This is a genomic window from Ensifer sp. R1-3 (genome assembly GCF_056739175.1).
In genome coordinates, this window is sequence record NZ_CP096515.1 from 2,943,066 (window position 1) to 2,965,449 (window position 22,384).

Below are 22,384 nucleotides of genomic sequence, written 5' to 3' on the forward strand. Positions count from 1 at the left end.
CCTCACTTCTTCTTCGGTAGGCCGGGGAGGCCGGGGAAACCGCCGCCCAGACCGGGCAAACCACCGCCAAGACCAGGCAGGCCGCCGCCGGGCTTGCCGAGACCCGCGGCCTCGGCCTGCTTCTGCAGGGCCTCGAGCTGCTTCGGATCCATCTTCGAGAGATCGGGCATTCCGCCGCTTAAACCCCCGAGACCCATCTTGCCGGCGAGGCCGCCCATCATCTGCTTCATCATGCCGCCTTTGCCCTTGCCGCCCATCATCTTCATCATGTCCGCCATCTGGCGGTGCATTTTCAGAAGCTTGTTGATGTCGGAGGCATCGGTGCCGGAGCCGCTGGCGATGCGCTTCTTGCGCGAATGCTTGAGAATATCCGGATTGGCGCGCTCCGCCCTGGTCATCGAGGAGATGATCGCGAGCTGGCGCTTGAAGAGCGAGTCATCCAGGCCGGCGGCGGACATCTTGTCCTTCATTCCGGCCATGCCGGGCATCAGACCCATGATGCCGCCCATGCCGCCCATCTTCTGCATTTGCTGCAGCTGATCGGCGAGGTCGTTGAGGTCGAACTTGCCCTTGGCCATCTTGGCGGCCATGGCGGCCGCCTTTTCGGCGTCGATGTTCTCCGCCGCCTTCTCGACGAGCGAGACGATGTCGCCCATGCCGAGGATGCGGTCGGCGACGCGGCGGGGATGGAACTCCTCGAGTTCGTCCATCTTCTCGCCGACGCCGATGAGCTTGATCGGCTTGCCCGTGACGGCGCGCATGGAGAGCGCCGCACCGCCGCGGCCATCGCCGTCCATGCGGGTCAGCACCAGGCCGGTGATGCCGACGCGTTCGTCGAAATTGCGGGCGAGGTTGACGGCGTCCTGTCCGGTCAGCGCATCGGCGACGAGCAGGATCTCATGCGGGTTGGATTTCCGCTTGATCTCCGCCATCTCGATCATCAGCGGCTCGTCGATATGGGTGCGGCCGGCGGTGTCGAGGATGACGATGTCGTGGCCGCCGAGCTTGGCCGCCTGCACGGCACGTGCGGCAATGTCGGTCGGCGACTGGCCGGCGATGACCGGAAGCGTATCGACGCCGGTCTGCACGCCGAGCTGGCGCAACTGTTCCTGCGCGGCCGGGCGGCGGGTATCGAGCGAGGCCATCAGGACCTTCTTCTTGTCCCGCGCGGTCAGCCGCTTGGCGATCTTGCCGGTCGTCGTCGTCTTGCCCGAGCCCTGCAGGCCGACCATCATGATGACGACCGGAGCCGCCGCATTGAGATCGATCGTAACGCCCTCGGAGCCGAGCATCGCTATGAGCTCGTCATGAACGATCTTGACGACCATCTGGCCGGGCTTGATCGACTTTACGATTTCGGCGCCGACCGCCTTTTCGCGAACCTTCTCCGTGAAGGACCGCACCACATCGAGCGCCACGTCCGCTTCGAGCAGCGCACGGCGAACCTCCCGAAGCGCTGCGGAAACATCGGCTTCCGACAGGGCGCCGCGGCCGGTCAGTCCATTCAATATGGAACCAAGACGGTCCTGGAGGCTCTCGAACATATTCTCTTCCTTCTTGTCTCCGGATTGCGATAGATCGGCTCGTCCGGAAACGTGGGTCCCTTCGCGCGGAAAACAAGGCGCAAAGCCAAAAACCACCCGAGGGCGCAGCGCGCTGTCGGGTGTTGACCTCCGGGCTCTCTTTATACCTTTGCGGGGCCCGGTCGGTGGCTTCGGAAGTCATCACTTGCGAAGGAATTCGTCGCGATAAACAGGAAACCGGAAGAAAAGTCAAGGATCGAGCGCTCCACTGGCACGCTACGGTGCTGTTGAGGGCGCGCCAACAAACATGTGACCTTTGATCGTACCCGGTTAAAGGACAAAAAACGCGCAGCAGGTCAAAGTGCTGCAACGACCTTTGCGCGCCTGGTAAGACGCGCGGCACTGCAGGACCAACGAAGCGCTAACCGGTCCTGGCGACGCTACCGAAAACGAACGACGTCCGTGGAGGCCTTTCGCCGGGCGATAAATTCCCGCAGCAGCGGCAGGAAAAATGCTTTGCTGAAACGGCCGATCGGCGGTTCCGGTTCGAGATAGAAAGATCTGCCAACGATATCGCTGTTGAATTCGTCGAAGATGATCCAGAGACGTAGATCGACGTCGAGGCCGGCCCGCCGCTTTTCGATCGTCGGGACCTCCGCAGCAAATCGCGATGCATCCGGCTGCCTGGAGGTAATCGGGAAGAAGATGACGAGATTTCCGTCGGGTCGAGCTATGCGCACTCCGACCGCAACGGGCCGGTCTTTCCGGCCTTCCGTCTCACCCGCACGAGCCTGCCGTGCCCAGAGGTAAGGGTAGCGGATGACGGACGCGGTCTGGAAGTGGTCGTAGCTCATGGCTTTCCAGACTCATCCTCTTGCGCATAGGTTTCGACGGCATTCTCGAATTCGGCAAACAGGCCGTCAGACATGGTCTCGATCGTGCCGGCGCTTCGGCTGTCCAATTGCCGCGTCAACCGTTCGTAGTCTTCGATGTTGAGCAGCACCAGGCGCGGCTTGTTGCGCTGCGTGATGGTAACGGGCCGCCGCAATGCCTCGGCGATGATGTCGCCGGACTTACGGGAAAGCTCGCTTGTGGTGTAGGAACCGCCTGAACGGGGCATGGCCCTCTCCTATGATCGTTAGGTTTGCTGTATATTGCAGCATTTACAGCATTTATGCAAGTAAGTGTTCCCCGCGAGGAGCCTCAATCGAATCCGTTGGCGGAACCAGCGGTCTACCGGTCGATCTCCCCGGCGCTCCGCTGCACCTGGCGCGCCGCACTCAAAGGCGGCACTGGTAATTTCCGGGCTTTTCCGCCATATACAGCCCGAATGAAGGGCGCCTCCCGATCGGGGGCCAGGGTTTGGACCAGCGCGACATGGGCGATCAGGTGCAATTTGCCAGGATGAACGGGCTTGGAAACAAGATCCTGGTGGTGGACATGCGCGGGCGCAAGGATCGCGTGACGCCTCAGGCAGCGATCGCGCTCAATGCCGACCCGGCGACCGAGTTCGACCAAATCATGGCGATCCATGACCCGAAGTCCGCCGGCACCGATGCCTGGATCGACATCGTCAATTCCGACGGGTCGATGGCCCAGGCCTGCGGCAACGGCACCCGATGCGTCGTGCAGGCGCTTGCGGCCGAGACCGGCAGGAAAGCCTTCCTGTTCCATACGGTCGCGGGACTTCTCGAAGCGAAGGAACACGACGACGGCACGATCTCGGTCGATATGGGAAAGCCGCGTTTCGGCTGGGACCAGATCCCGCTCGCGGAGGAATTCCACGACACGCGGCGCATCGAGCTGCAGATCGGGCCGATCGATGCGCCCGTGCTGCATTCCCCCTCGGTCGCATCCATGGGCAATCCGCATGCGATCTTCTGGGTCGAGAACGATGTGTGGAGCTACGAGCTGGACCGGTTCGGACCACTCCTCGAGAACCATCCGATCTTCCCCGAGCGCGCCAATATCTCGATCGCCCGCATCCGCTCCCGCCAGGAGATGGACCTTAGGACCTGGGAACGCGGCGCCGGCCTGACGCTTGCCTGCGGTTCGGCCGCCTGTGCCGCCGCCGTCAACGGCGCGAGAACCGGCCGGACCGAGCGGATGGTTACCGTGAACGTGCCCGGCGGTCCGCTCAAGATCGAATGGCGCGAGCGCGACGACCACGTCATCATGACCGGGCCGGCCGAATGGGAATGGTCCGGCACCGTCGATCCCGTCACCGGCATCTTTGCACGCAACGAGCCGGAGAGCGGCGACAACGGAGCGAGAGCCCTTTGAGCGGCGTCGAGGTCATAACCTTCGGCTGCCGCCTCAACACCTATGAATCGGAAGTGATGCGGGCGGAGGCCGAAAAGGCGGGGCTGAACAACGCCGTCCTCGTCAACACCTGCGCCGTCACCGCCGAGGCCGTGCGCCAGGCGCGCCAGGCGATCCGCCGCGCGCGGCGCGAAAATCCGCACGCCCGTATCATCGTCACCGGCTGCGCCGCCCAGACCGAGAAGGAAACTTTCGCCGAAATGGCAGAGGTGGACGCGGTGCTCGGCAACGAGGAGAAGCTCGCAAGCGTTTCCTATCGCTCGCTGCCGGATTTCGGCGTCTCGGCCGAGGAGAAACTCCGTGTCAACGACATCATGAGCGTGCGCGCCACCGCACCGCAGATGGTGAAGCACATCGACGGGCACGTGCGCGCCTTCATCCAGGTGCAGAACGGATGCGACCACCGCTGCACCTTCTGCATCATTCCCTATGGCCGCGGCAATTCGCGCTCCGTGCCGATGGGCGCCGTCGTGGACCAGGCGAGACGCCTTGCCGAAAGCGGCTATCGCGAGATCGTGCTGACCGGAGTCGACGCCACGAGCTACGGCGCCGATCTGCCCGGAACGCCGACCCTCGGGCTTCTCGCGAAGACCTTGCTGAAACAGGTGCCGGAAATCGTCCGCCTGCGGCTTTCCTCCATAGACAGCATCGAGGCGGACGGCCACCTCCTCGACCTCATTGCCGAGGAGCCGCGCTTCATGCCGCACCTGCATCTTTCGCTGCAGCACGGCGACGACCTGATCCTGAAGCGCATGAAGCGGCGGCATTCGAGCGCCGATGCGCGTGCCTTCTGCGACGAGGTCCGGCGCCTGCGCCCCGGGATCAGCCTAGGTGCGGACATGATCGCCGGATTTCCGACCGAGACCGAGCCGATGTTCGAGAATGCCATGCGGCTCGCCGAGGATTGCGGCATCGCGCATCTTCACGTCTTCCCCTACAGCCCGCGCCCCGGCACCCCGGCCGCCCGCATGCCGCAACTCGACCGCGCGCTTGTCAAGGAGCGTGCCGCGCGCCTGCGTGCGAAGGGGGCGGAGCTTCATGCGGGCCACCTCGAGGGCATGATCGGCAGCAGCCAGACGATCCTGGTGGAGATGAACGGTCTGGCACATACGGAGAACTTCACGCTCGTAGACGCGGCCGGCCTTGAGCCGCGGTCGCTTGTTCCGGTCGGAATCACCGGCCACAATGGCAAGCATTTGACGATCGAGCGCAAACAGATGGCTGCGGCCTGATAGCGGACATTCCCATGGCGATTGGTTTCATCAAGAAGATCTTCTCCTTCGGCAAGGATGCCGTCGAAGAGAAACCGGCGCCGCCGCAGGAGACGGCCATTTCCGATGAGGTCGCGGTAAACCCCTCCGTCCCTTCGGGAGAACAGGGCGGGACCCAGGCACCCGTCGAGGAAAATCTTAGCGCAGCCGAGGCAACGGAAGCTGGCACAGACGATCGCGATGTTTCCCTCGAGCCAAGCACGCCGACGAGCGAAACCACGAGCGAGGAAGCGCCTGCAAGCACTGCTCCCGCCGCGGATGAAAACACCGTGGAGGAGGACGAGAGCGTCCCGCACCCGATCTCCCCCCCTGCGGGGGAGATGCCCGGCACGGCAGAGGGGGATGAACCTCCTTCCGAACACCCAGCGACTGTCGATGAGCTCTCGGCACCCCCCTCTGTCCCTTCGGGACATCTCCCCCTTAAGGGGGGAGAGCAGGAGGAGCGCGAAGCCGCCGTCGCAGCCGACGTCGAAGAGGTGGTGATTGACGTAGACGACCGCGGCGCTGGCTCTTCGGCAGATGAAAAGGCGGCGTCGGAGGACGAGAGCAATCCTCCTCCAATCTCCCCACTTGAGGGGGAGATGCCGGGCAGGGCAGAGGGGGGCGAGCCTCCATCCGAGCCCCTCGCACCCAGCCTTCCCAAAGGCTTCGCCGCTGCCGAGAGGCGCCCCAGGGAAGAAGCGCCCGCCCCGCAAGCCAAGCTCAACTGGTACCAGCGCCTTCGCCTGGGCCTTGCGCGCACCTCGTCGCAACTCACCGGCCAGATCGCCAGCCTCTTCACCAAGCGCAAGCTCGACGAGGCGACGCTGCAGGATCTCGAGGATCTGCTGATCCAGGCGGACCTCGGCGTCGAGACGGCGATGCGCATCACCGACACGCTCGCCTCGGAGCGCTATGGCAAGGATGTGTCCGGCGAGGACGTTTCGCGCATCATGGCCGGCGAGATCACCAAGGTGCTGGCGCCGGTCGCCAGGCCGCTGGAACTCGATCTCAGCCACAAGCCGCACGTGATCCTCGTTGTCGGCGTCAACGGAACCGGCAAGACGACGACGATCGGCAAGCTTGCGGCAAAGCTTTCCGGCGCGGGACTCAAAGTCATGCTGGCCGCCGGCGATACTTTCCGAGCGGCGGCGATCGAGCAGCTGAAGATCTGGGCCGAACGGACGAAATCCGAGATCGTCTCCTCGAAGCTCGGCGCCGATGCGGCGGGGCTTGCCTACGAGGCGTTCCAGCGTGCCCGCGAGCAGAAGGCGGACGTGCTGATCATCGACACCGCCGGGCGGCTGCAGAACAAGGCCGAACTGATGGCGGAGCTCGAAAAGATCGTGCGCGTTCTCGGAAAACTCGATCCGGACGCGCCGCATACGGTGCTGCAGACGCTCGACGCGACGACCGGGCAGAACGCCCTGCAGCAGGTCGAGATATTCCGCAATGTCGCCGGCGTCAGCGGCTTGATCATGACCAAGCTCGACGGCACGGCACGCGGCGGCATTCTGGTGGCGATCTCCGCCAAGCACAAGCTGCCGGTCTATTTCATCGGCGTCGGCGAAGGGATCGACGACCTCGAACCGTTCGAAGCCAAGGACTTCGCCGAGGCGATCGCCGGTGTTGCGGCTCCTTGACGAAGCGGGGGAGGTTTGCGTCAAAACCGCGGTTGATATGGTTTTGCCGCAATCCTGATGCTATGAGCGGCAGAAGATGACAGAACAGGATCCGCACATGTCGACGATCGAGGCCGCCAAGCCGAAGACAGAGGTAAGCCCGCTGCTCAAGCTCGTGCTGGAACTCGGCCCCCTGATGGTCTTCTTCTTCGCCAATTCGCGGGGCGAGTGGCTGGCTGGCCGCTTTCCTGCGCTGGCCGAGCTCGGCGGGCCGATCTTCATAGCGACGGGCCTCTTCATGGCGGCAACGGCGGCGGCGCTGATTGCTTCATGGATCATGACACGCACGCTGCCGATGATGCCGCTCGTCTCCGGTATCGTCGTCTTCGTCTTCGGCGCGCTGACGCTCTGGCTGCAGAACGACACCTTCATCAAGATGAAGCCGACCATCGTCAACACGCTCTTCGGCGCGATCCTGCTCGGCGGGCTCCTGTTCGGCAAATCGCTGCTCGGCTACGTCTTCCACGCCGCCTTCAAGCTGGACGAGGAGGGATGGCGGAAGCTGACGATCCGCTGGGGTGTGTTCTTCCTGTTCCTCGCCGTGCTCAACGAGGTGATCTGGCGCTCCTTCTCGACGGATTTCTGGGTCGCCTTCAAGGTCTGGGGCACCATGCCGATCACCATCCTCTTCACGCTCGCCCAGATGCCGCTGATCATGAAGCATTCGCTCGAACAGGATAGCGCGGAGTGACGATCGCGGCCGGCTCGCAGGACGACAAGCAGCGAAGAGCGGCGCTCTGGTTGCTTGCCTGCCTCGGCGTGCTGGCAATCCAGGTCCTCGTGCAGCATCTGATGGGGCGGCTATGGATCTGCGAATGCGGCTACATCAAGCTCTGGGAAGGCGTCGTCAAATCCAGCGGTAACTCCCAGCACCTTTCCGACTGGTACACGCCGTCCCATGTCATCCACGGATTTCTCTTCTACGGCCTCGGTCACCTTCTCATGCGCGGCAAGCCCTGGAGCGCGCGCCTGCTTCTCGCAACCGTGATAGAGTCCGCCTGGGAGATCGCCGAGAACACGCCGATGGTGATCGACCGCTACCGCGCCGCGACGATCTCGCTCGATTATTTCGGCGACAGCATCCTGAATTCGGCCATGGATACGCTCGCCATGGCTGTCGGCTTCTTCATCGCTTCGCGGCTCCCGGTGGCAGTCACGGTCGCGATCGCCATCGTTCTCGAACTCTTCACCGGCTACATGGTGCGCGACAACCTGACGCTCAACGTGCTGATGCTGGTCTGGCCGCTCGATGCGGTGAAGGCTTGGCAGGCGGGGGTTTAGACTAACGGCTCCCTCTCTCCGGCATTTGCCCCTCGTCCGGCTGCCGCCACCTTCTCCCCGTTCAACGGGGAGAAGGGACATGCGGGGCCGCCGCGAGTCTCCTTCGCCCTGCTTGCGGGGAGAAGGTGGCCGGCAGGCCGGATGAGGGGCAGCTGCGACTACGAACCCGCAAGCGCCTTCTCGATCGCCGGCATCAGCCCTTCCCGGAGGCTCTTCTCGTCGAAGGGGCCGGCGCGCTTGTAGAGGATCGTGCCGTCGGCGGCGACGAGGAAGGACTCCGGGATGCCGTAGACGCCCCAGTCGATCGCCGCCTTGCCGTTCGGATCGACGCCGATCGCCGAGAACGGATTGCCGAGTTCGCCGAGGAACCTCAGCGCGTTCTCGTTCCGGTCCTTGTAATTGATGCCGACGACGTTGAGGCGCGGGTCCTTCGACAATTCGAGGATGATCGGATGCTCCTGCCGGCAGGGGACGCACCAGGAAGCCCAGACATTGACGAGCGTGAGCTTGCCCTTTACCGCCGCGTCGTCGAGAGCCGGCATCGGCTCGCCCGACGGCGTTGCAGCCCCTTCGAGCGGGGGCATGGCGAGCATCGGCGCCTTGGTGCCGATCAGCGCCGAGGGGATTTCGCTGACGTCCCTGCCGGAGTTCAACTGGCTCCAGAAGATGAGTGCGAGCACCGCGAAGATGAGGAGCGGAAGCGCCGCCATGAGATAACGGAGGGCTCCGGGCCTGCGCTCGTCCTGCGGCGTCTCAGCGTCCGTCATTTGCCCCCTCCGGCTGGCCCTGCCGCGGAGCGGCGGCGGATCCCGGCGGCCTCGAGCTGCTGCAATTCGCGCCTGCGGGCGCGGCCGTCGGTAAGGACCCACAGGATGAGTCCGGCTACCGTGGCGGCGGCAACCGCGTAGCTGGCGACGACATAGGCGGCATGGCTCATCATGGCGTAAGCTGCTCCCGGCCGGCATTGCGCGCCGCCTGGCGCCTGAGCGAGGCCACGCGACGGCGCCAGATCTCGTTGCGCATGGCGGCGATATGCAGGGTGAAGAACAGGAGCGTGAAGGCGATCGCCATGACGATGAGCGGCCGGAGGAATTCCGGATCGATCGTCGGCCCGTCGAGGCGTATGACGCTTGCGGGCTGATGCAGCGTGTTCCACCACTCGACCGAGAACTTGATGATCGGGATGTTGACGAAACCGACGAGGATAAGCACGGCCGAGACTCGCGCAGATCGGCTCGGGTCATCCATGGCGCGGTTCAGCGCGATCAGCCCGAGATACATCAGGAAGAGCACGAAGACCGAGGTCAGCCGCGCATCCCAGACCCACCAGGTGCCCCACATCGGCTTGCCCCAGAGCGAGCCGGTGACGAGTGCCAGAAAGGTGAAGCAGGCGCCGATCGGCGCTGCGGCTCTTGCCGAGACGTCGGCGAGCGGATGACGCCAGACGAGCGTGCCGAGTGCGGAGATCGCCATGACCGTGTAGCACATCATGGAAAGCCAGGCCGAAGGCACATGCACATACATGATGCGCACCGTCTCGCCCTGCTGGTAGTCGCCTTCGGTGGTGAAGGAGAGCCAGAGCCCGACCGCGAAGACGAGCAGCGTGAGAACGGCAAGCCAGGGCAACACGCGATCCGTCAGCGCCAGGAACCGGGTCGGGTTGGCGAGATCGCTGAATTTGCGTATGGCCAGGCTGCTTTCACTCATGACGGTTCTTTAACGCGGAAGGCCGGCTTCCGCAATTCATCCTAAGGTGCCGGGTCCCGTCAGTCGGCCGAGTGCCTGAGTGCCGCCGCGGCCGCCACTGGTCCGATCACCGCGAAGAACAGGGTTATCGCCATCAATATCATGAAAGGCGGCAGAAACGGGGCCGGATCCTCGATTGCCGCATAGACCGCGCTGACGCCGAAGATGAGCACCGGTATGGCAAGCGGCAGGACGAGGATCGAGACGAGCAGGCCGCCGCGCGGCAGCGCCACCGCGACCGCAGCACCGACCGCGCCGATGAAGGTTATCGCCGGCGTTCCCGCGAGCAGGGTGACCATGGTGGCCCCGATGGCGCCTTCGTCCATGTTCATGAACAGGCCGAGAAAGGGCGAGGCGATCACCAGCGGCAGGCCGGTGGCGGTCCAATGAGCAGCGCATTTGACGAGAACGGCGAGAAGCAATGGCGTCTCCTGCATCATGATGAGATCGAGCGAGCCGTCCTCGCGCTCCGCCTGAAAGAGCCTGTCGAGTCCGAGCAGCGACGCGAGCAGCGCGCCGATCCAGAGGATCGCCGGGCCGATGCGGGCGAGCAGGTTCAGATCGGGGCCAACGCCGAAGGGGATGACCGCGACGACCGTCATGAAAAAGAGCACGCCGATCATCGCGCCGCCGCCGGCGCGCACCGAAAGCTTGAGATCCCGGAAAAAGAGGGCGATCAATGGACGAATCCCGTCATTTCAAGGCTCTTCGCCCCCGCGAATCCAAGCGGCTGGTGGGTGGCCGCGACGACGATGCCGCCGCGGTCGAGATGGGCGGCGACCAGCCCGGCAAAAAGCCTGTCGGCGCTGAGGTCGAGCGCCGCCGTCGGTTCGTCGAGAAGCCAGATGGGCCGGAAGGCGACAATGAGCTTCGCCATTGCCATGCGCCGCTGCTGGCCGGCGGAAAGATAGCCGAAGGGCAGATGAATGATGTCGGCGAGCCCCACGGCCTCCGCCGCTTCGACGAGGCCGATGCCGGAGCCGCCCGGCGAATCGCCGAGGAAGCGCTGCCAGAAGGTGAGGTTTTCCTCCACAGTCAGCTCGCGCTTCATCGCGTTGCGGTGGCCGAGATAATGGCTGAGTTCGCGCGGATGCTCGAACCCCGAGGGGCCGTCCTCGAGCCGGACGCGGCCCCCTTCCGGCTCGAGAAGCCCCGCCAGGACGCGCAGGAGCGTCGACTTGCCGGCACCGTTCGGGCCGGTCACCACAAGCGCCTCGCCGGCAGCCAGCGCGAACGAAATATCGTTGAAAATCAGGTCCTCGCCGCGCCTCGCACTCAAACCTTCAGCCATGAGGCGCATGAATTTCCAGCTTCCCTTGACGTATCTTTTCGCAGAGCAAAAAAAGTTCCGATTGGACCTTGGTTGGTCTGGCACGATTTGGAGAAATTATCTATAAGGCGGCCAACACGCCAGCGGTCGGCGTGAATTTCATCCAAGCGCCGAACATGGAACGAGCTTCCACGTACGGACAGCGGAAATGACCGTACCCGCATCCCACTTCGCGCCTCACAGGTGCTCGGGCGTTCGTACGTCAGTTTTTGGCGATCAGACGGAACGGGGTATCATCCAGTGTCCAAATCCCTAGACAGCTTCAATTGTCGCTCCACGCTCACGGTCAACGGCGTGGACTATGTCTATTACAGCCTGCCGAAGGCGGAGGCGAACGGCCTAGCCGGCATCTCGAAGCTTCCCTATTCGATGAAGGTTCTGCTGGAAAACCTGTTGCGCAATGAGGATGGACGCTCGGTCACCAAGAAGGACATCGAAAACATCGCCGCATGGCTCGGCGACAAGGGCACGGCCGAGAACGAGATCGCCTATCGCCCGGCGCGCGTGCTGATGCAGGACTTCACCGGCGTTCCCGCCGTCGTCGACCTCGCGGCGATGCGCGACGCGATGGTTTCGCTCGGCGGCGACCCGGAAAAGATCAACCCGCTCGTTCCCGTCGATCTCGTCATCGACCACTCGGTGATCGTCGACGAATTCGGCACGCCGACCGCCTTTGCCCGCAATGTCGAGCTTGAGTACCAGCGCAACGGCGAGCGCTACCGCTTCCTCAAATGGGGCCAGCAGGCCTTCAAGAACTTCCGCGTCGTGCCGCCCGGCACCGGCATCTGTCACCAGGTCAATCTCGAATATCTGGGTCAGGCCGTCTGGACCAGGGAAGAGGACGGCGAAGTCACCGCCTATCCGGATACCTGCGTCGGCACGGACAGCCACACGACGATGATCAACGGCCTCGGCGTGCTCGGTTGGGGCGTCGGCGGCATCGAAGCCGAAGCGGCGATGCTCGGCCAGCCGGTTTCCATGCTCCTGCCGGAAGTCATCGGCTTCAAGCTCACCGGCAAGCTCAAGGAAGGCGTGACCGCGACCGACCTGGTGCTTACCGTCGTGCAGATGCTGCGCAAGAAGGGCGTCGTCTCCAAGTTCGTCGAATTCTTCGGCCCCGGCCTCGACAACATGACGCTCGCCGACCGCGCGACGATCGGCAATATGGGCCCGGAATACGGCGCCACCTGCGGCTTCTTCCCGGTCGATGCCGAGACGATCAACTATCTCACCATCTCGGGCCGTGAAGAACAGCGTATCGCGCTGGTCGAAGCCTACTCCAAGGCCCAGGGCATGTGGCGGGAAGGGGATGGTTCCGAGCTCGTCTTCACCGACACGCTGGAACTCGACCTCGGCGACGTCGTGCCGTCGATGGCCGGCCCCAAGCGGCCCGAGGGCCGCATCGCGCTCGAGAACATCGCCTCCGGCTTCGCGGCGGCGCTCGACAACGACTACAAGAAGCCCGGTCAGCTCGCCAACCGCTACGCGGTCGAGGGCACCGACTACGATCTCGGTCATGGCGACGTCGCGATCGCCGCGATCACCTCCTGCACCAACACCTCGAACCCCTCGGTGCTGATCGCCGCCGGCCTGCTTGCCCGCAACGCCGTCGCCAAGGGCCTGAAAACGCAGCCCTGGGTCAAGACGTCGCTGGCGCCCGGATCGCAGGTCGTCGCCGAGTACCTGTCGAAGTCCGGCCTGCAGACGGATCTCGACAAGCTCGGCTTCAATCTGGTCGGCTTCGGCTGCACCACCTGCATCGGCAATTCCGGCCCGCTGCCGACGGAGATCTCCAAGACGATCAACGACAAGGGCCTGATCGCCGCCGGCGTGCTTTCCGGCAACCGCAACTTCGAAGGCCGCATCTCGCCGGACGTCCAGGCGAACTATCTCGCCTCGCCGCCGCTCGTCGTCGCCTATGCGCTGGCGGGTTCCGTCCAGAAGGACCTGACGAAGGAGCCGATCGGCGAAGACCGGGACGGGCAGCCGGTCTACCTGAGGGACATCTGGCCGACTTCGCAGGAGATCCAGGACTTCATCTTCAAGTACGTCACCCGCGAGCTCTACGCGACCAAGTATGCGGACGTGTTCAAGGGCGACGCCAACTGGCAGGCGGTCCAGGTTCCGGCCGGCCAGACCTATGCCTGGGACGAGGGGTCCACCTACGTCCAGAACCCGCCCTACTTCGTCGGCATGGGCAAGAAGGGCGCCGGCATTTCCGACATCAAGAACGCCCGCGTCCTCGGTCTCTTCGGCGACAAGATCACAACCGACCACATTTCCCCGGCCGGTTCGATCAAGGCGGCCTCGCCTGCCGGCGCCTATCTGCTCGAGCACGGCGTCGGGATTGCCGACTTCAACCAGTACGGCACGCGCCGCGGCAATCATGAGGTGATGATGCGCGGCACCTTCGCCAATATCCGCATCCGCAACCACATGCTCGGCCCGAACGGCAAGGAAGGCGGTTATACGATCCACTATCCCTCCAAGGAGGAGATGTCGATCTATGACGCGGCCATGCAGTACAAGGAGGAGGGCGTTCCGCTCGTCATCTTCGCCGGTGTCGAATACGGCAACGGCTCTTCGCGTGACTGGGCGGCCAAGGGCACAAACCTCCTCGGCGTCAAGGCCGTGATCGCCCAGTCCTTCGAACGCATCCACCGTTCGAACCTGGTCGGCATGGGCGTCGTCCCCTTCGTCTTCGAGGAAGGCATGACCTGGGAATCGCTGGGTCTCAAGGGCGACGAAGTCGTGACGATCGAGAATCTCGCCAACGTCCAGCCGCGCGAGAAGCGCGTGGCGAAGATCACCTATGGCGACGGCTCCGTAAAGGAGGTCCCGCTCATCTGCCGCATCGATACGCTCGACGAGGTCACCTACGTCAACAATGGCGGCATCCTGCAGACGGTTCTGCGCGATCTCGCCGCCTGATCGGCAAGTCATGAGCAGAAAAGCCGGGGCGTCTACAGCGGCGTCCCGGCTTTTTCATGCCAGCTCGGCGTGGGTTTTCCACGGCTTTGCGGCAGTCACTCCAACGTGACTTTTCGTTGAAGAATACCCGTCGTATGTAGGGGTCTCCCCACGCGGCAATCGCGTTGAAACGACGCACTTCCGGATGGAAAACGGTTCCACATTTTCCCGGAAGTGCTCCAACGAGCACGAACAAAGACGCCATGATATCCGCCTGCACACCAACAATCCGACGTCTCGCCCTGGCGGTCGGGCTGTTTGGTGCGTTCTGCGGAGCGTCCGCAGCGGATGACGGCAGGGCGGCCAAGGACGGGGCGGTCGGGGGCGGGGAGATCAAGGGCGTCGTCGAACTCTTCACCAGCCAGGGCTGCTCCTCCTGTCCGCCGGCGGACGCAGCGCTCAAGAAGCTCGTCGATGAAGGCGAGGTCGTCGCGCTCGCCTATCATGTCGACTACTGGAATTATCTCGGATGGGCGGACACGCTCGCTTCCAAGGAAAATACCGAGCGGCAATATGCCTATGCGCGGATGCTCGGCCGCTACGGCGTTTACACGCCGCAGGCGATCCTGAACGGGCGCGATCATGCCAACGGCGCGGACCTGCCGGCCATCAGGAACCGGCTTGCGTTGATGGACGAGAAGGGCAAGGGCCTGTCGGTGCCGGTCGATGCCTCGATCGGCGGCGATGAAATCTCGATCAAGGTCGGTGCCGGCAAAGGCAGGGCGAATGTCGTCGTCGTCTATTTCGACCGGGCAAGGGTGGTCAAGGTCGAGAAGGGCGAGAACAGCGGCAAGGAGATCGCCTATTGGCATGCCGTGCGCGACATCCAGACGATCGGCATGTGGGAGGGAAAGCCCGCGGAATTCACGCTGCCCGCCTCGGTCCTGATCGAAGGCCAGGGCAACAGCGGTTGCGCGGTGCTGCTGCAATCGATGAAGGACAAGGAAACGCCCGGAGCCATCATCGGCGCTGCAACGGTTCTCGCGGGGCCGCAGGGAAAGCTCTGAGGGCGCAGGAAACGTTCCGCCTCGCTTGCGGCGGAACAGGGGATGGTTCGGCCCGGCAGCATCGAGGGGCTGGGGCTGAGGGTTCGAAGTTACCGGACCGAACCAGCCATGTCTGCGTTCGAGAACCTCCCGCAGCATGACGGCTGGCCGGACATACGGTGGCAACGACTCTGTCCGGCAGCGGTCGGAGTGTTGCGGCGAATTGGGGCGGCGTTTTGACTGAATTGCGGCAGCCCCAAGAATTGCTGACATTGATCAACAGCTTCCGTCTTGCTTTTCCGATCGTGTGAGGCACACTGTCGTGGTCCTGTCACATTAGAAGGCCGAAATGCCGATGACTGATGAAACGGATTTGCCGCGAGGCGAAGCACGTCACTACGGCCGGACCACCTCCGAGGTGGTCGTCGATCTTCACGAATACAAGCAAGCCAAGAACCCCCCGCCCGTCACCTTCCATCGCCGCGAACTCGACCTGATCCTCAAGGTCTACGGCCGTATGGTGGGCGAAGGGGAGTGGCGCGACTATGCGATCGACCATCTGAGGGACCGGGCCGTTTTCTCGGTGTTCAAGCGCGCCGGAGAAGTGCCTCTCTACCGCATCGAGAAAAACCCGAAGCTCGCCGCGAAACAGGGCGCCTTCAGCGTGCTCAACGCTCACGGGACGATATTGAAGCGGGGCCACGAGCTCGCCCAGGTGCTCAAGGCCTTCGACAAGGTGCTGAAGCTCGTCAAGACCTGACCGACATATCACTGGAGCTGCCCCTCATCCGCCTGCCGGCACCTTCTCCCCGCAGGCGGGGCGAAGGGACAAGCGGCAGCGCTTCGCCTTGGTCCCCTCTCCCCGCGTGCGGGTTTATCCCTGAAACGGCGGGCAGGGCCAAATCGCCTGCACCGAGCGTGCCATCAGTGTTGCGAATCAGATAAGTGTATGCTTATCTGACGTCATGATTGAGAACGACATATTCAAAGCTCTCGCCGACCCGACACGCCGTGCAATCTTCGAGAAGCTGGCGAGCGGAAGTATGAACGCCAGTGCCTTGCGCAACGGAATGGACATCAGCCAGCCGGCCATGTCCCAACACCTCCACGTATTGCGTAATGCAAAGCTGGTGCGGGAGGAACGGCAGGGGCGCTTCGTGAACTACGAGGTCGACCCGGAGGGGCTGGCGCTCATAGCCGGATGGCTGGCGAAGTATCGCGCCTACTGGCCGGCGCGGATCGATGCGTTGAAGGTCTTGCTGAGGGATATGGATCAATGAACGATGTGGAGCTAAACGAGCAGGCAAGGAATCTGGTGCTCGAATACGAACTCGATGAAGCGCCTGAAAAGGTTTGGCGGGCGATCAGCATGCCTGAGTTTCGTGAGAGATGGTTGCCCAGGCGGGAACTGGCCGGGGCTGAGCCTGTCTCCACCGCACCGGGCAAGGAAATCCGCTACAAAATGCGCGACGACGAGCCTCCCTTTCTCGAAAGCCTCGTGGCGTTCCAGGTCAGACCTAACAATGACGGCGGCACGATTCTTAGAATTATCCATGGGCTGGAGGATGAGCGACTGGCTCCGCGAACTCCGCCGGCGGCGAATAGCAATCGGCTTTGGCTGATGCGCGCCGCCTGACGTCTCATTCTACCAAAACAAGGTCATCAGACAGGAGTTCGCCTATGCGCGAAGCGATGCAACTCGTCCCTATGGTCGTCGAACAATCCAGCCGTGGCGAGCGCTCTTTCGACATCTATTCCCGCCTGCTGCGTGAGCGAATCATCTTTCTGAACGGCGAGGTGAACGATGCAGTGTCCGCTCTCGTTTGCGCACAGCTGTTGTTCCTGGAGGCCGAAAGCCCCAAAAAGCCGATCCAACTCTATATCAATTCGCCCGGCGGTGTCGTTACCAGCGGCTTCGCGATGTACGACACGATGCGATACATCCGAGCGCCCGTTCATACGCTTTGCATGGGGACGGCCCGCTCGATGGGATCATTCCTGCTGATGGCAGGCGAAGCGGGCGAGCGCACCGCCTTGCCCAACGCAAGCATCCTTGTCCATCAACCGTCGGGCGGCTTTCAGGGACAGGCCTCCGATATGCTCATCCATGCCGAGGAAATCAGGCGAACCAAACACCGCATGACGCGGCTTTATGCCGAGCATTGCGGGCGAACATATGAAGAATTCGAGCGCGCCATGGATCGCGACCGGTTCATGACCGCGGAAGAAGCTCTGGAGTGGGGTCTGATCGACCGCATCCTCACCGAACGGGAGATCGGCGCTGAACGTGATGCATGAAGCTCACCTGCGCAGGCTCAGCTCCTATAAAGCGTATCCGGATAGACGCCCTCGGTGGGCTTGGTTGCGGTTCCTTCTCCGAGCGGCCGCTGCATGAAGGCGGTATCCAGCCATCGGCCATGCTTGAAGCCGGTTGCCTTCATCAGTCCCTGCAACTCGAAGCCGAGCGCCCGGTGCAGGGCGATCGATGAGGGATGCGCGCCGCCGATCACCGCTATCATCTGGCGGAAGCCGAGAGCCGTGCAGCGCCCGACCAGTTCGGAAAGCAGCGCCTTGCCGATGCCCTTGCCCCGCGCTTCCGGCGAAAGATAGATCGAATCCTCCACCAGGAACCGATAGGCGGTGCGGTTGCGGAAGGCGGAGGCATAGGCATAGCCGATAACCGCGCCACGCTCGTCCAGCGCGACCACATAGGGGTAGCCGTTACCGGTGATCGTGGAGAAGCGGAGCGCCATCTCGGCTTCGGATGGCGGCGTCTCCTCATAGGTCGCGACCCCGTTCAGGACGGACTCGCGATAGATTTCGGTGATCGAGCGGAGGTCGGCGGCAACGGCGTCGCGGAGCGTGGCAGTCATGGAATTCTTCGCGCGTTATGGCTGGATCTGTACTGTCTCGCATGGATGCGCCGGATCGATCAAGACCGGTTCCGGGCAATAAAAAAGGCGGCCGAAGCCGCCTTTTCCGTCGAACCGGTTCGCGACTACTCGTTCTTGTTGCCAAGGAACTGCAGCATGAACATGAACAGGTTGATGAAGTCGAGGTAGAGCGTCAGCGCGCCCATGATGGCCTTGCGGCCGGCGACCAAGGCGTCATCGCCTTCAAAGTACATTTCCTTGAGCTTCTGCGTGTCGTAGGCGGTCAGGCCGGCGAAGATGAGCACGCCGATCACCGAGATCGCGAAGCCGAGTGCCGAAGAGGCAAGGAAGATGTTGACGACGGATGCGATGATCACGCCGAAGAGGCCCATGATCAGGAACGATCCGAGGCCCGAAAGGTCCTTCTTCGTCGTATAGCCGTAAAGCGAGAGCGCCCCGAACGAAGCAGCCGTCACGAAGAACGTCTGCACGATGCTCTGGCCGGTGAAGACCAGGAAGATCGACGACAGGGACAGGCCCATCAGCGCCGCATAGACCCAGAAGGTCGTCTGCGCCGCGGAAACGCTCATGGAATTGATGCGGAAGCTCAGGAAGAACACCAGCGCAAGCGGCGCCAGCATAACGACCCACTTCAGGGGCGAAGCGTAGATAAGCTGGGCGAATGCCGGATTAGAGGCGGCAAGCGCATAGGTTCCGTAAGCTGCCACGCCGGTAATCGCCAGGCCGAGGGCCATCAGGTTGTAGACCTTCAGCATATAAGCGCGAAGGCCTTCGTCGATCACGGCACCCGCCTGAGCGCCGGCGGGCGACATTCGGGTTTGGTAGTTTCTCAGATCAGCCATTGTTTCCTCATTTAAGCCCCGGTTGAAGTTACGGTGTCGGGCGGCGAACCTTGTCGTTCCTTTGCGCGCCCAGGCGCCGCTGCGGGGCTCCAGCATGCCTGTGGACAAATATGATGGTGAACGCCGTCATGCACAAGGGCGAAGCGCTTGGAATCGAACAAAGTCGGGCGGCCGGACCATCAAACTAGAGTGATTTACGGTTAATTCGGCCATCGTGGCCGAAAGCGCGCGACAGGGATGGCAGGATCAGAGTTCCCGCAGCACCGGAGCGGCCTTTTGCCCGAGGACGCGCCATGTGCCGGCGAGGCCGATCCCGACCGTCACGACCAGCGCAAGAACGATCGTCGCGACGGCAACGTCCGGCAGGAAGCTCGAGGGCAGGGTCATGATGCGGCTGACGACGAACCAGGCCGAAACACCGCCGGCGAAGAGCGCGAAGACGGCAGTCGCCAGGCCGAGAATGACGTATTCGTAGCTGAAGGCGCGGATCAGGGTCGCCCGCGTCGCGCCGAGCGTCTTCAGGACCACCGCATCGTGGATGCGGGCACGGTTGCCGGCGGCAAGTGCGCCGGCGAGCACGAGGATAGACGCGATAAGCGCGACCGCCGCGGCGGCTCGCACCGCCGTTGCAAGCTGCCCGAGCAGCGTGTTGACGATGTCGAGCGCGTCCTTCACACGCACGCTGGTGATCGTCGGATAGGCATTCGTCACCCTCTTCAACACCGCCGCCTCCTCCTCGGCCGAGGCGTCGGGATCGATGATGGTCGCGAGCCAGGCATGCGGGGCGCCGGCGAAGGTGTTCGGGGAGAAGACCATGACGAAATTGATCGACAGCGATTCCCACTCGACCTCGCGGAAATTGGCGATCCGGGCCGTGATGTTGCGGCCGAGCACGTTGACGGTCACCGTATCGCCGAGCTTCAGCCCGAGTTCGCGGGCCTCCTCCGCCGAGAAGGAGACGAGCGGCTCGCCGCCATAGTCCTCGGGCCACCAGCTGCCTTCGGTGAGTTTCGAATTTTCAGGCCTGTTCCTGGCATAGGTGATGCCGCGATCGCCGCGCAGCACCCATTGGCCGCCGGGGGGAACGTTGCGGCTGTTCACATCCTCGCCGTTGAGCGCGACGATGCGCCCGCGCAGCATAGGCACTTCGATGATCTTGCCTTCCGGCATCGCTCCCGCGAGCAGGGAGCGGAAGCCTTCGATCTCGCTGCCCTGGATGTCGACGAAGAAGAAGTTGGGAGCGCGCTCGGCCATGTCGCCGGTGAGCTCGCGCCGCAGATTGCCGTCGATGAGCGCCAGCGTCACCAGAAGAGCGAGGCCGAGACCGAGCGACAGCACCACCGACGGCGTCAGGGCGCCCGGCCGGTGAATGTTGCCGATGGCCAATCTCAGCGCCGGCGAATTGACGCGCGGGCTGCGCCGCGCCAGCCAGGATATGAGGAGCGAAACCCCGCGCAGCACGATGAAGGCAAAGGCGATCGCGCCAAGGAAGATCAGCGAAATGTAACGGTCATAGGCGGTCCAGACCGCGAGCCCGGCAAGTGCTGCCAGGCAGATGAAGGCTCCGGCGAGATAGGGCAGGGCAGGCAAGCCCGTCGGCTCGAAACCCTGTTGCCGGAAAAGCGCAGTCGCCGGCACCCGGCGCGCCCGCCCGAGCGGCAGGATGGCGAAGGTCAGCGCCGTCAAGAGGCCGAAAAGCGCCGCAAGGCCCAGGGCGGAGGGATAGAGCACGAACGCGGTGGAGACGGGCAGCAGGCCGGCAAGGAACTGCGCTGCCACGAAGGGGATGAGGGCGCCGAGCACGAGGCCGATCGCGATGCCGATGAGGGCGATCATCAGGATCTGCGCAAGGTAGATCATCGCGACCAGCGACGCCGGAGCGCCGAGACATTTGAAAGTCGCGATGACGCTGCGCTTGCCGTCGAGATAGGAGCGCACGGCGTTGGCAACTCCGACGCCGCCGACGATCAGCGCCGTGAGCCCGACGAGCGTCAGGAATTGGGAGAAACGCGTGATGTTTGCATTGAGGGACGGTGCGGCATTGCCGCTCGTCCGTATCGACCAGCCGGCGGAGGGAAAGCGCGTCTCGGCCTGCACGCGAATGAGCGGCACGTCTGCGGGATCCGGCAGGCGGACCTTGTAGGTGTGTTCGACAAGGCTGCCGGTCTGCACGAGCCCGGAAGCGGCAAGCGCATCGGAGGAAATCATCAGCCGCGGCGCAAAACCGAAGCCGTCGGAAAGAGCGTCGGGTTCGCTGGCGAGTGTCGCGCCGATCCGGATACGCGCATTGCCGATGAGAATTTCCGCGCCGGGCGAGATGCCTAGGCGCTCGAGGAGTAAAGGTGCGGCGACTGCGCCGAACACCTCGCCGTCCTTGGCCAGCAACTCAGGGAGCGGCTTTGCCGGCTCGCTTTCGAGCTTGCCGTAAAGCGGGTAGGCGCCGTCCACGGCCTTGAGCTCCACCAGCGCCTGGTTGGAGCCGTCCGGAAGCCGCGCCATGGAACGCAGACCCGCGGATACCGAAACCTGGCCGAGACCCTGGAGGAAGGCCCGCTCGTCCGCGGTCGCCACCCGATTGTTCAGCTCGAACCGGATGTCGCCGGCGAGCAGTTCCTGCCCTTGCGAGGCGATCGTTTCGCTGATCGACTGGGACAGCGAGTTGACCCCGGCGATCGCGGCCGTGCCGAGGGCGATGCAGGCGAGGAAAATATAGAAGCCCCTCAGGCCCCCGCGCATTTCCCTGAGCGCCAGACGAAGCGCGAACAGCGGGCGAAGCGCGAGCAGAGGGCGCAGGGAAATCATCGGGCGCAGCCGCCGGGCGGCAACCGTCCCGCTCATGCGGACACGGCTCCCTGCCGGGCCGAGGCGGAGAGCCGTTCCGCGTCGGAGACGATTTCTCCCGAGCGGACGCGTATCTGTCTTTCGCAGCGTCCGGCGAGCGCCGCATCATGCGTGACGAGAACGAGCGTCATGCCACGCTCGCGCTGTTCGGCAAAGAGGAGGTCGGCGATCTGTCGGCCGGTCTCGGCGTCGAGGTTACCCGTCGGCTCGTCGGCGATCAGGAGCTTCGGAGAGGGCGCGAGCGCCCGGGCGATCGCCACGCGCTGCTGTTCGCCGCCGGAAAGCTGCCCGGGGTAGTGCGTCAGGCGTTCGCCGAGCCCCACGGCGATCAGTTCCTTGCGCGCTATGTCGAATGCATTGCGGACATTCGCGAGCTCGAGCGGCACCGCGACGTTCTCGAGCGCGGTCATGTTGGGGATGAGATGAAAGGACTGGAAAACGATGCCGACATTGCGGCCGCGGAAATCGGCGACCGCGTCCTCGCCGAGGCGGTGGAGCGCCGTGTCGTCAATGATGATTTCACCGCCGTCGAGCCGCTCCAGCCCGGCCATGACCATGAGCAGAGTCGATTTGCCCGAGCCCGAGGGGCCGACGATGCCCACCGATTCGCCGGCATCGATCGCGAGGCTTACGCCCTTCAGCACATGCACGGACGCAGCGGCTTCGCCCAGCGTCAGATCCGCATTTTTCAACTCGATGATGGTTTTTGCCACGCGA

General features: G+C 63.6%; 23 protein-coding genes. 11 read left to right on the plus strand and 12 right to left on the minus strand.

Translation table 11 applies throughout. From position 1 onward, the window contains the following. Window positions 1-2: 2 nt before the first annotated feature. The 3 genes from ffh to M1D43_RS14025 form a co-directional block, all read right to left on the minus strand. Window positions 3-1,544 carry a signal recognition particle protein gene (ffh, locus tag M1D43_RS14015; protein WP_003529739.1) on the minus strand — a complete coding sequence of 514 codons (1,542 nt, stop codon included), beginning with the start codon at window positions 1,542-1,544 and terminating at the stop codon, window positions 3-5. 419 nt (window positions 1,545-1,963) lie between these two features. Continuing rightward, a complete protein-coding gene (locus M1D43_RS14020) occupies window positions 1,964-2,377 on the minus strand; it encodes a hypothetical protein (protein WP_003529738.1) in 414 nt (137 codons plus the stop codon). Further along, the gene (locus M1D43_RS14025; RefSeq protein ID WP_003529737.1) at window positions 2,374-2,643 is read right to left on the minus strand and encodes a type II toxin-antitoxin system prevent-host-death family antitoxin; all 270 of its coding nucleotides are present in this window, start codon (window positions 2,641-2,643) and stop codon (window positions 2,374-2,376) included. The genes M1D43_RS14020 and M1D43_RS14025 overlap by 4 nt, the downstream gene beginning before the upstream one ends. A gap of 257 nt (window positions 2,644-2,900) precedes the next feature. Here M1D43_RS14025 and dapF point away from each other — a divergent pair, with 257 nt between their 5' ends. The 5 genes from dapF (at window position 2,901) to M1D43_RS14050 (ending at window position 8,058) form a co-directional block, all read left to right on the plus strand. Then, complete coding sequence (gene dapF / locus M1D43_RS14030) at window positions 2,901-3,806, plus strand: diaminopimelate epimerase (RefSeq protein WP_050577793.1); 906 nt, start codon at window positions 2,901-2,903, stop codon at window positions 3,804-3,806. Next, window positions 3,803-5,077 (plus strand): tRNA (N(6)-L-threonylcarbamoyladenosine(37)-C(2))-methylthiotransferase MtaB, encoded by a 1,275-nt coding sequence (gene mtaB / locus M1D43_RS14035; protein WP_153315087.1) that lies wholly within the window; start codon window positions 3,803-3,805, stop codon window positions 5,075-5,077. The genes dapF and mtaB overlap by 4 nt, the downstream gene beginning before the upstream one ends. Before the next feature lie 14 nt (window positions 5,078-5,091). After that, window positions 5,092-6,738, plus strand: coding sequence for a signal recognition particle-docking protein FtsY (gene ftsY / locus M1D43_RS14040; protein WP_153315085.1), 1,647 nt, complete (start codon window positions 5,092-5,094; stop codon window positions 6,736-6,738). 97 nt (window positions 6,739-6,835) lie between these two features. Further along, window positions 6,836-7,468, plus strand: a complete 633-nt coding sequence (locus tag M1D43_RS14045; RefSeq protein ID WP_010970512.1) for a septation protein A — start codon at window positions 6,836-6,838, stop codon at window positions 7,466-7,468. After that, window positions 7,465-8,058, plus strand: coding sequence for a DUF2585 domain-containing protein (locus tag M1D43_RS14050; RefSeq protein ID WP_318853554.1), 594 nt, complete (start codon window positions 7,465-7,467; stop codon window positions 8,056-8,058). The genes M1D43_RS14045 and M1D43_RS14050 overlap by 4 nt, the downstream gene beginning before the upstream one ends. Before the next feature lie 158 nt (window positions 8,059-8,216). Here the strand turns inward: M1D43_RS14050 and M1D43_RS14055 are convergent, their stop codons facing one another. Genes M1D43_RS14055 through ccmA form a run of 5 tightly spaced genes read right to left on the minus strand, consistent with a single transcriptional unit; the run spans window position 8,217 to window position 11,104 of the window. Beyond that, the gene (locus tag M1D43_RS14055) at window positions 8,217-8,825 is read right to left on the minus strand and encodes a DsbE family thiol:disulfide interchange protein (protein WP_088217593.1); all 609 of its coding nucleotides are present in this window, start codon (window positions 8,823-8,825) and stop codon (window positions 8,217-8,219) included. Continuing rightward, entirely contained in the window at window positions 8,822-8,998 is a 177-nt protein-coding gene (gene ccmD / locus M1D43_RS14060; RefSeq protein WP_003529719.1) for a heme exporter protein CcmD, read from the minus strand. Before ccmD ends, M1D43_RS14055 begins: the two co-directional genes overlap by 4 nt. Then, entirely contained in the window at window positions 8,995-9,765 is a 771-nt protein-coding gene (locus M1D43_RS14065; protein WP_028010564.1) for a heme ABC transporter permease, read from the minus strand. Before M1D43_RS14065 ends, ccmD begins: the two co-directional genes overlap by 4 nt. A 59-nt stretch (window positions 9,766-9,824) precedes the next feature. Beyond that, window positions 9,825-10,484 carry a heme exporter protein CcmB gene (ccmB, locus tag M1D43_RS14070; RefSeq protein WP_003529714.1) on the minus strand — a complete coding sequence of 220 codons (660 nt, stop codon included), beginning with the start codon at window positions 10,482-10,484 and terminating at the stop codon, window positions 9,825-9,827. After that, window positions 10,481-11,104: a heme ABC exporter ATP-binding protein CcmA gene (gene ccmA / locus M1D43_RS14075; protein ID WP_003529713.1), complete on the minus strand. Its 624-nt coding sequence runs from the start codon at window positions 11,102-11,104 to the stop codon at window positions 10,481-10,483. Before ccmA ends, ccmB begins: the two co-directional genes overlap by 4 nt. 270 nt (window positions 11,105-11,374) lie before the next feature. Between ccmA and acnA the strand changes: the two genes are divergently transcribed. From acnA to M1D43_RS14105, 6 genes are all read left to right on the plus strand, one after another. Beyond that, window positions 11,375-14,065 (plus strand): aconitate hydratase AcnA, encoded by a 2,691-nt coding sequence (gene acnA / locus M1D43_RS14080; protein WP_028010562.1) that lies wholly within the window; start codon window positions 11,375-11,377, stop codon window positions 14,063-14,065. Window positions 14,066-14,307: 242 nt separating this feature from the next. Continuing rightward, entirely contained in the window at window positions 14,308-15,111 is an 804-nt protein-coding gene (locus M1D43_RS14085) for a DUF1223 domain-containing protein (RefSeq protein ID WP_003529710.1), read from the plus strand. A gap of 328 nt (window positions 15,112-15,439) precedes the next feature. Then, on the plus strand, window positions 15,440-15,850 hold the full coding sequence (locus M1D43_RS14090; protein ID WP_013844925.1) for a DUF2794 domain-containing protein: 411 nt from the start codon (window positions 15,440-15,442) through the stop codon (window positions 15,848-15,850). Between the two features lie 205 nt (window positions 15,851-16,055). Beyond that, window positions 16,056-16,370 (plus strand): ArsR/SmtB family transcription factor, encoded by a 315-nt coding sequence (locus tag M1D43_RS14095; RefSeq protein ID WP_003529706.1) that lies wholly within the window; start codon window positions 16,056-16,058, stop codon window positions 16,368-16,370. Beyond that, window positions 16,367-16,726: an SRPBCC family protein gene (locus M1D43_RS14100; RefSeq protein ID WP_010970508.1), complete on the plus strand. Its 360-nt coding sequence runs from the start codon at window positions 16,367-16,369 to the stop codon at window positions 16,724-16,726. The genes M1D43_RS14095 and M1D43_RS14100 overlap by 4 nt, the downstream gene beginning before the upstream one ends. 44 nt (window positions 16,727-16,770) lie before the next feature. Beyond that, window positions 16,771-17,388, plus strand: a complete 618-nt coding sequence (locus M1D43_RS14105) for an ATP-dependent Clp protease proteolytic subunit (RefSeq protein ID WP_028010559.1) — start codon at window positions 16,771-16,773, stop codon at window positions 17,386-17,388. A 17-nt stretch (window positions 17,389-17,405) separates the two neighbouring features. Here M1D43_RS14105 and M1D43_RS14110 read toward each other — a convergent pair whose 3' ends face one another. From M1D43_RS14110 to M1D43_RS14125, 4 genes are all read right to left on the minus strand, one after another. After that, entirely contained in the window at window positions 17,406-17,963 is a 558-nt protein-coding gene (locus M1D43_RS14110) for a GNAT family N-acetyltransferase (protein WP_010970506.1), read from the minus strand. A gap of 125 nt (window positions 17,964-18,088) precedes the next feature. Then, a complete protein-coding gene (locus M1D43_RS14115; RefSeq protein WP_010970505.1) occupies window positions 18,089-18,826 on the minus strand; it encodes a Bax inhibitor-1/YccA family protein in 738 nt (245 codons plus the stop codon). A 246-nt stretch (window positions 18,827-19,072) separates the two neighbouring features. Beyond that, window positions 19,073-21,664: an ABC transporter permease gene (locus M1D43_RS14120; protein ID WP_010970504.1), complete on the minus strand. Its 2,592-nt coding sequence runs from the start codon at window positions 21,662-21,664 to the stop codon at window positions 19,073-19,075. Beyond that, window positions 21,661-22,380, minus strand: coding sequence for an ABC transporter ATP-binding protein (locus M1D43_RS14125; protein ID WP_318853555.1), 720 nt, complete (start codon window positions 22,378-22,380; stop codon window positions 21,661-21,663). The genes M1D43_RS14120 and M1D43_RS14125 overlap by 4 nt, the downstream gene beginning before the upstream one ends. Window positions 22,381-22,384 lie beyond the last annotated feature (4 nt).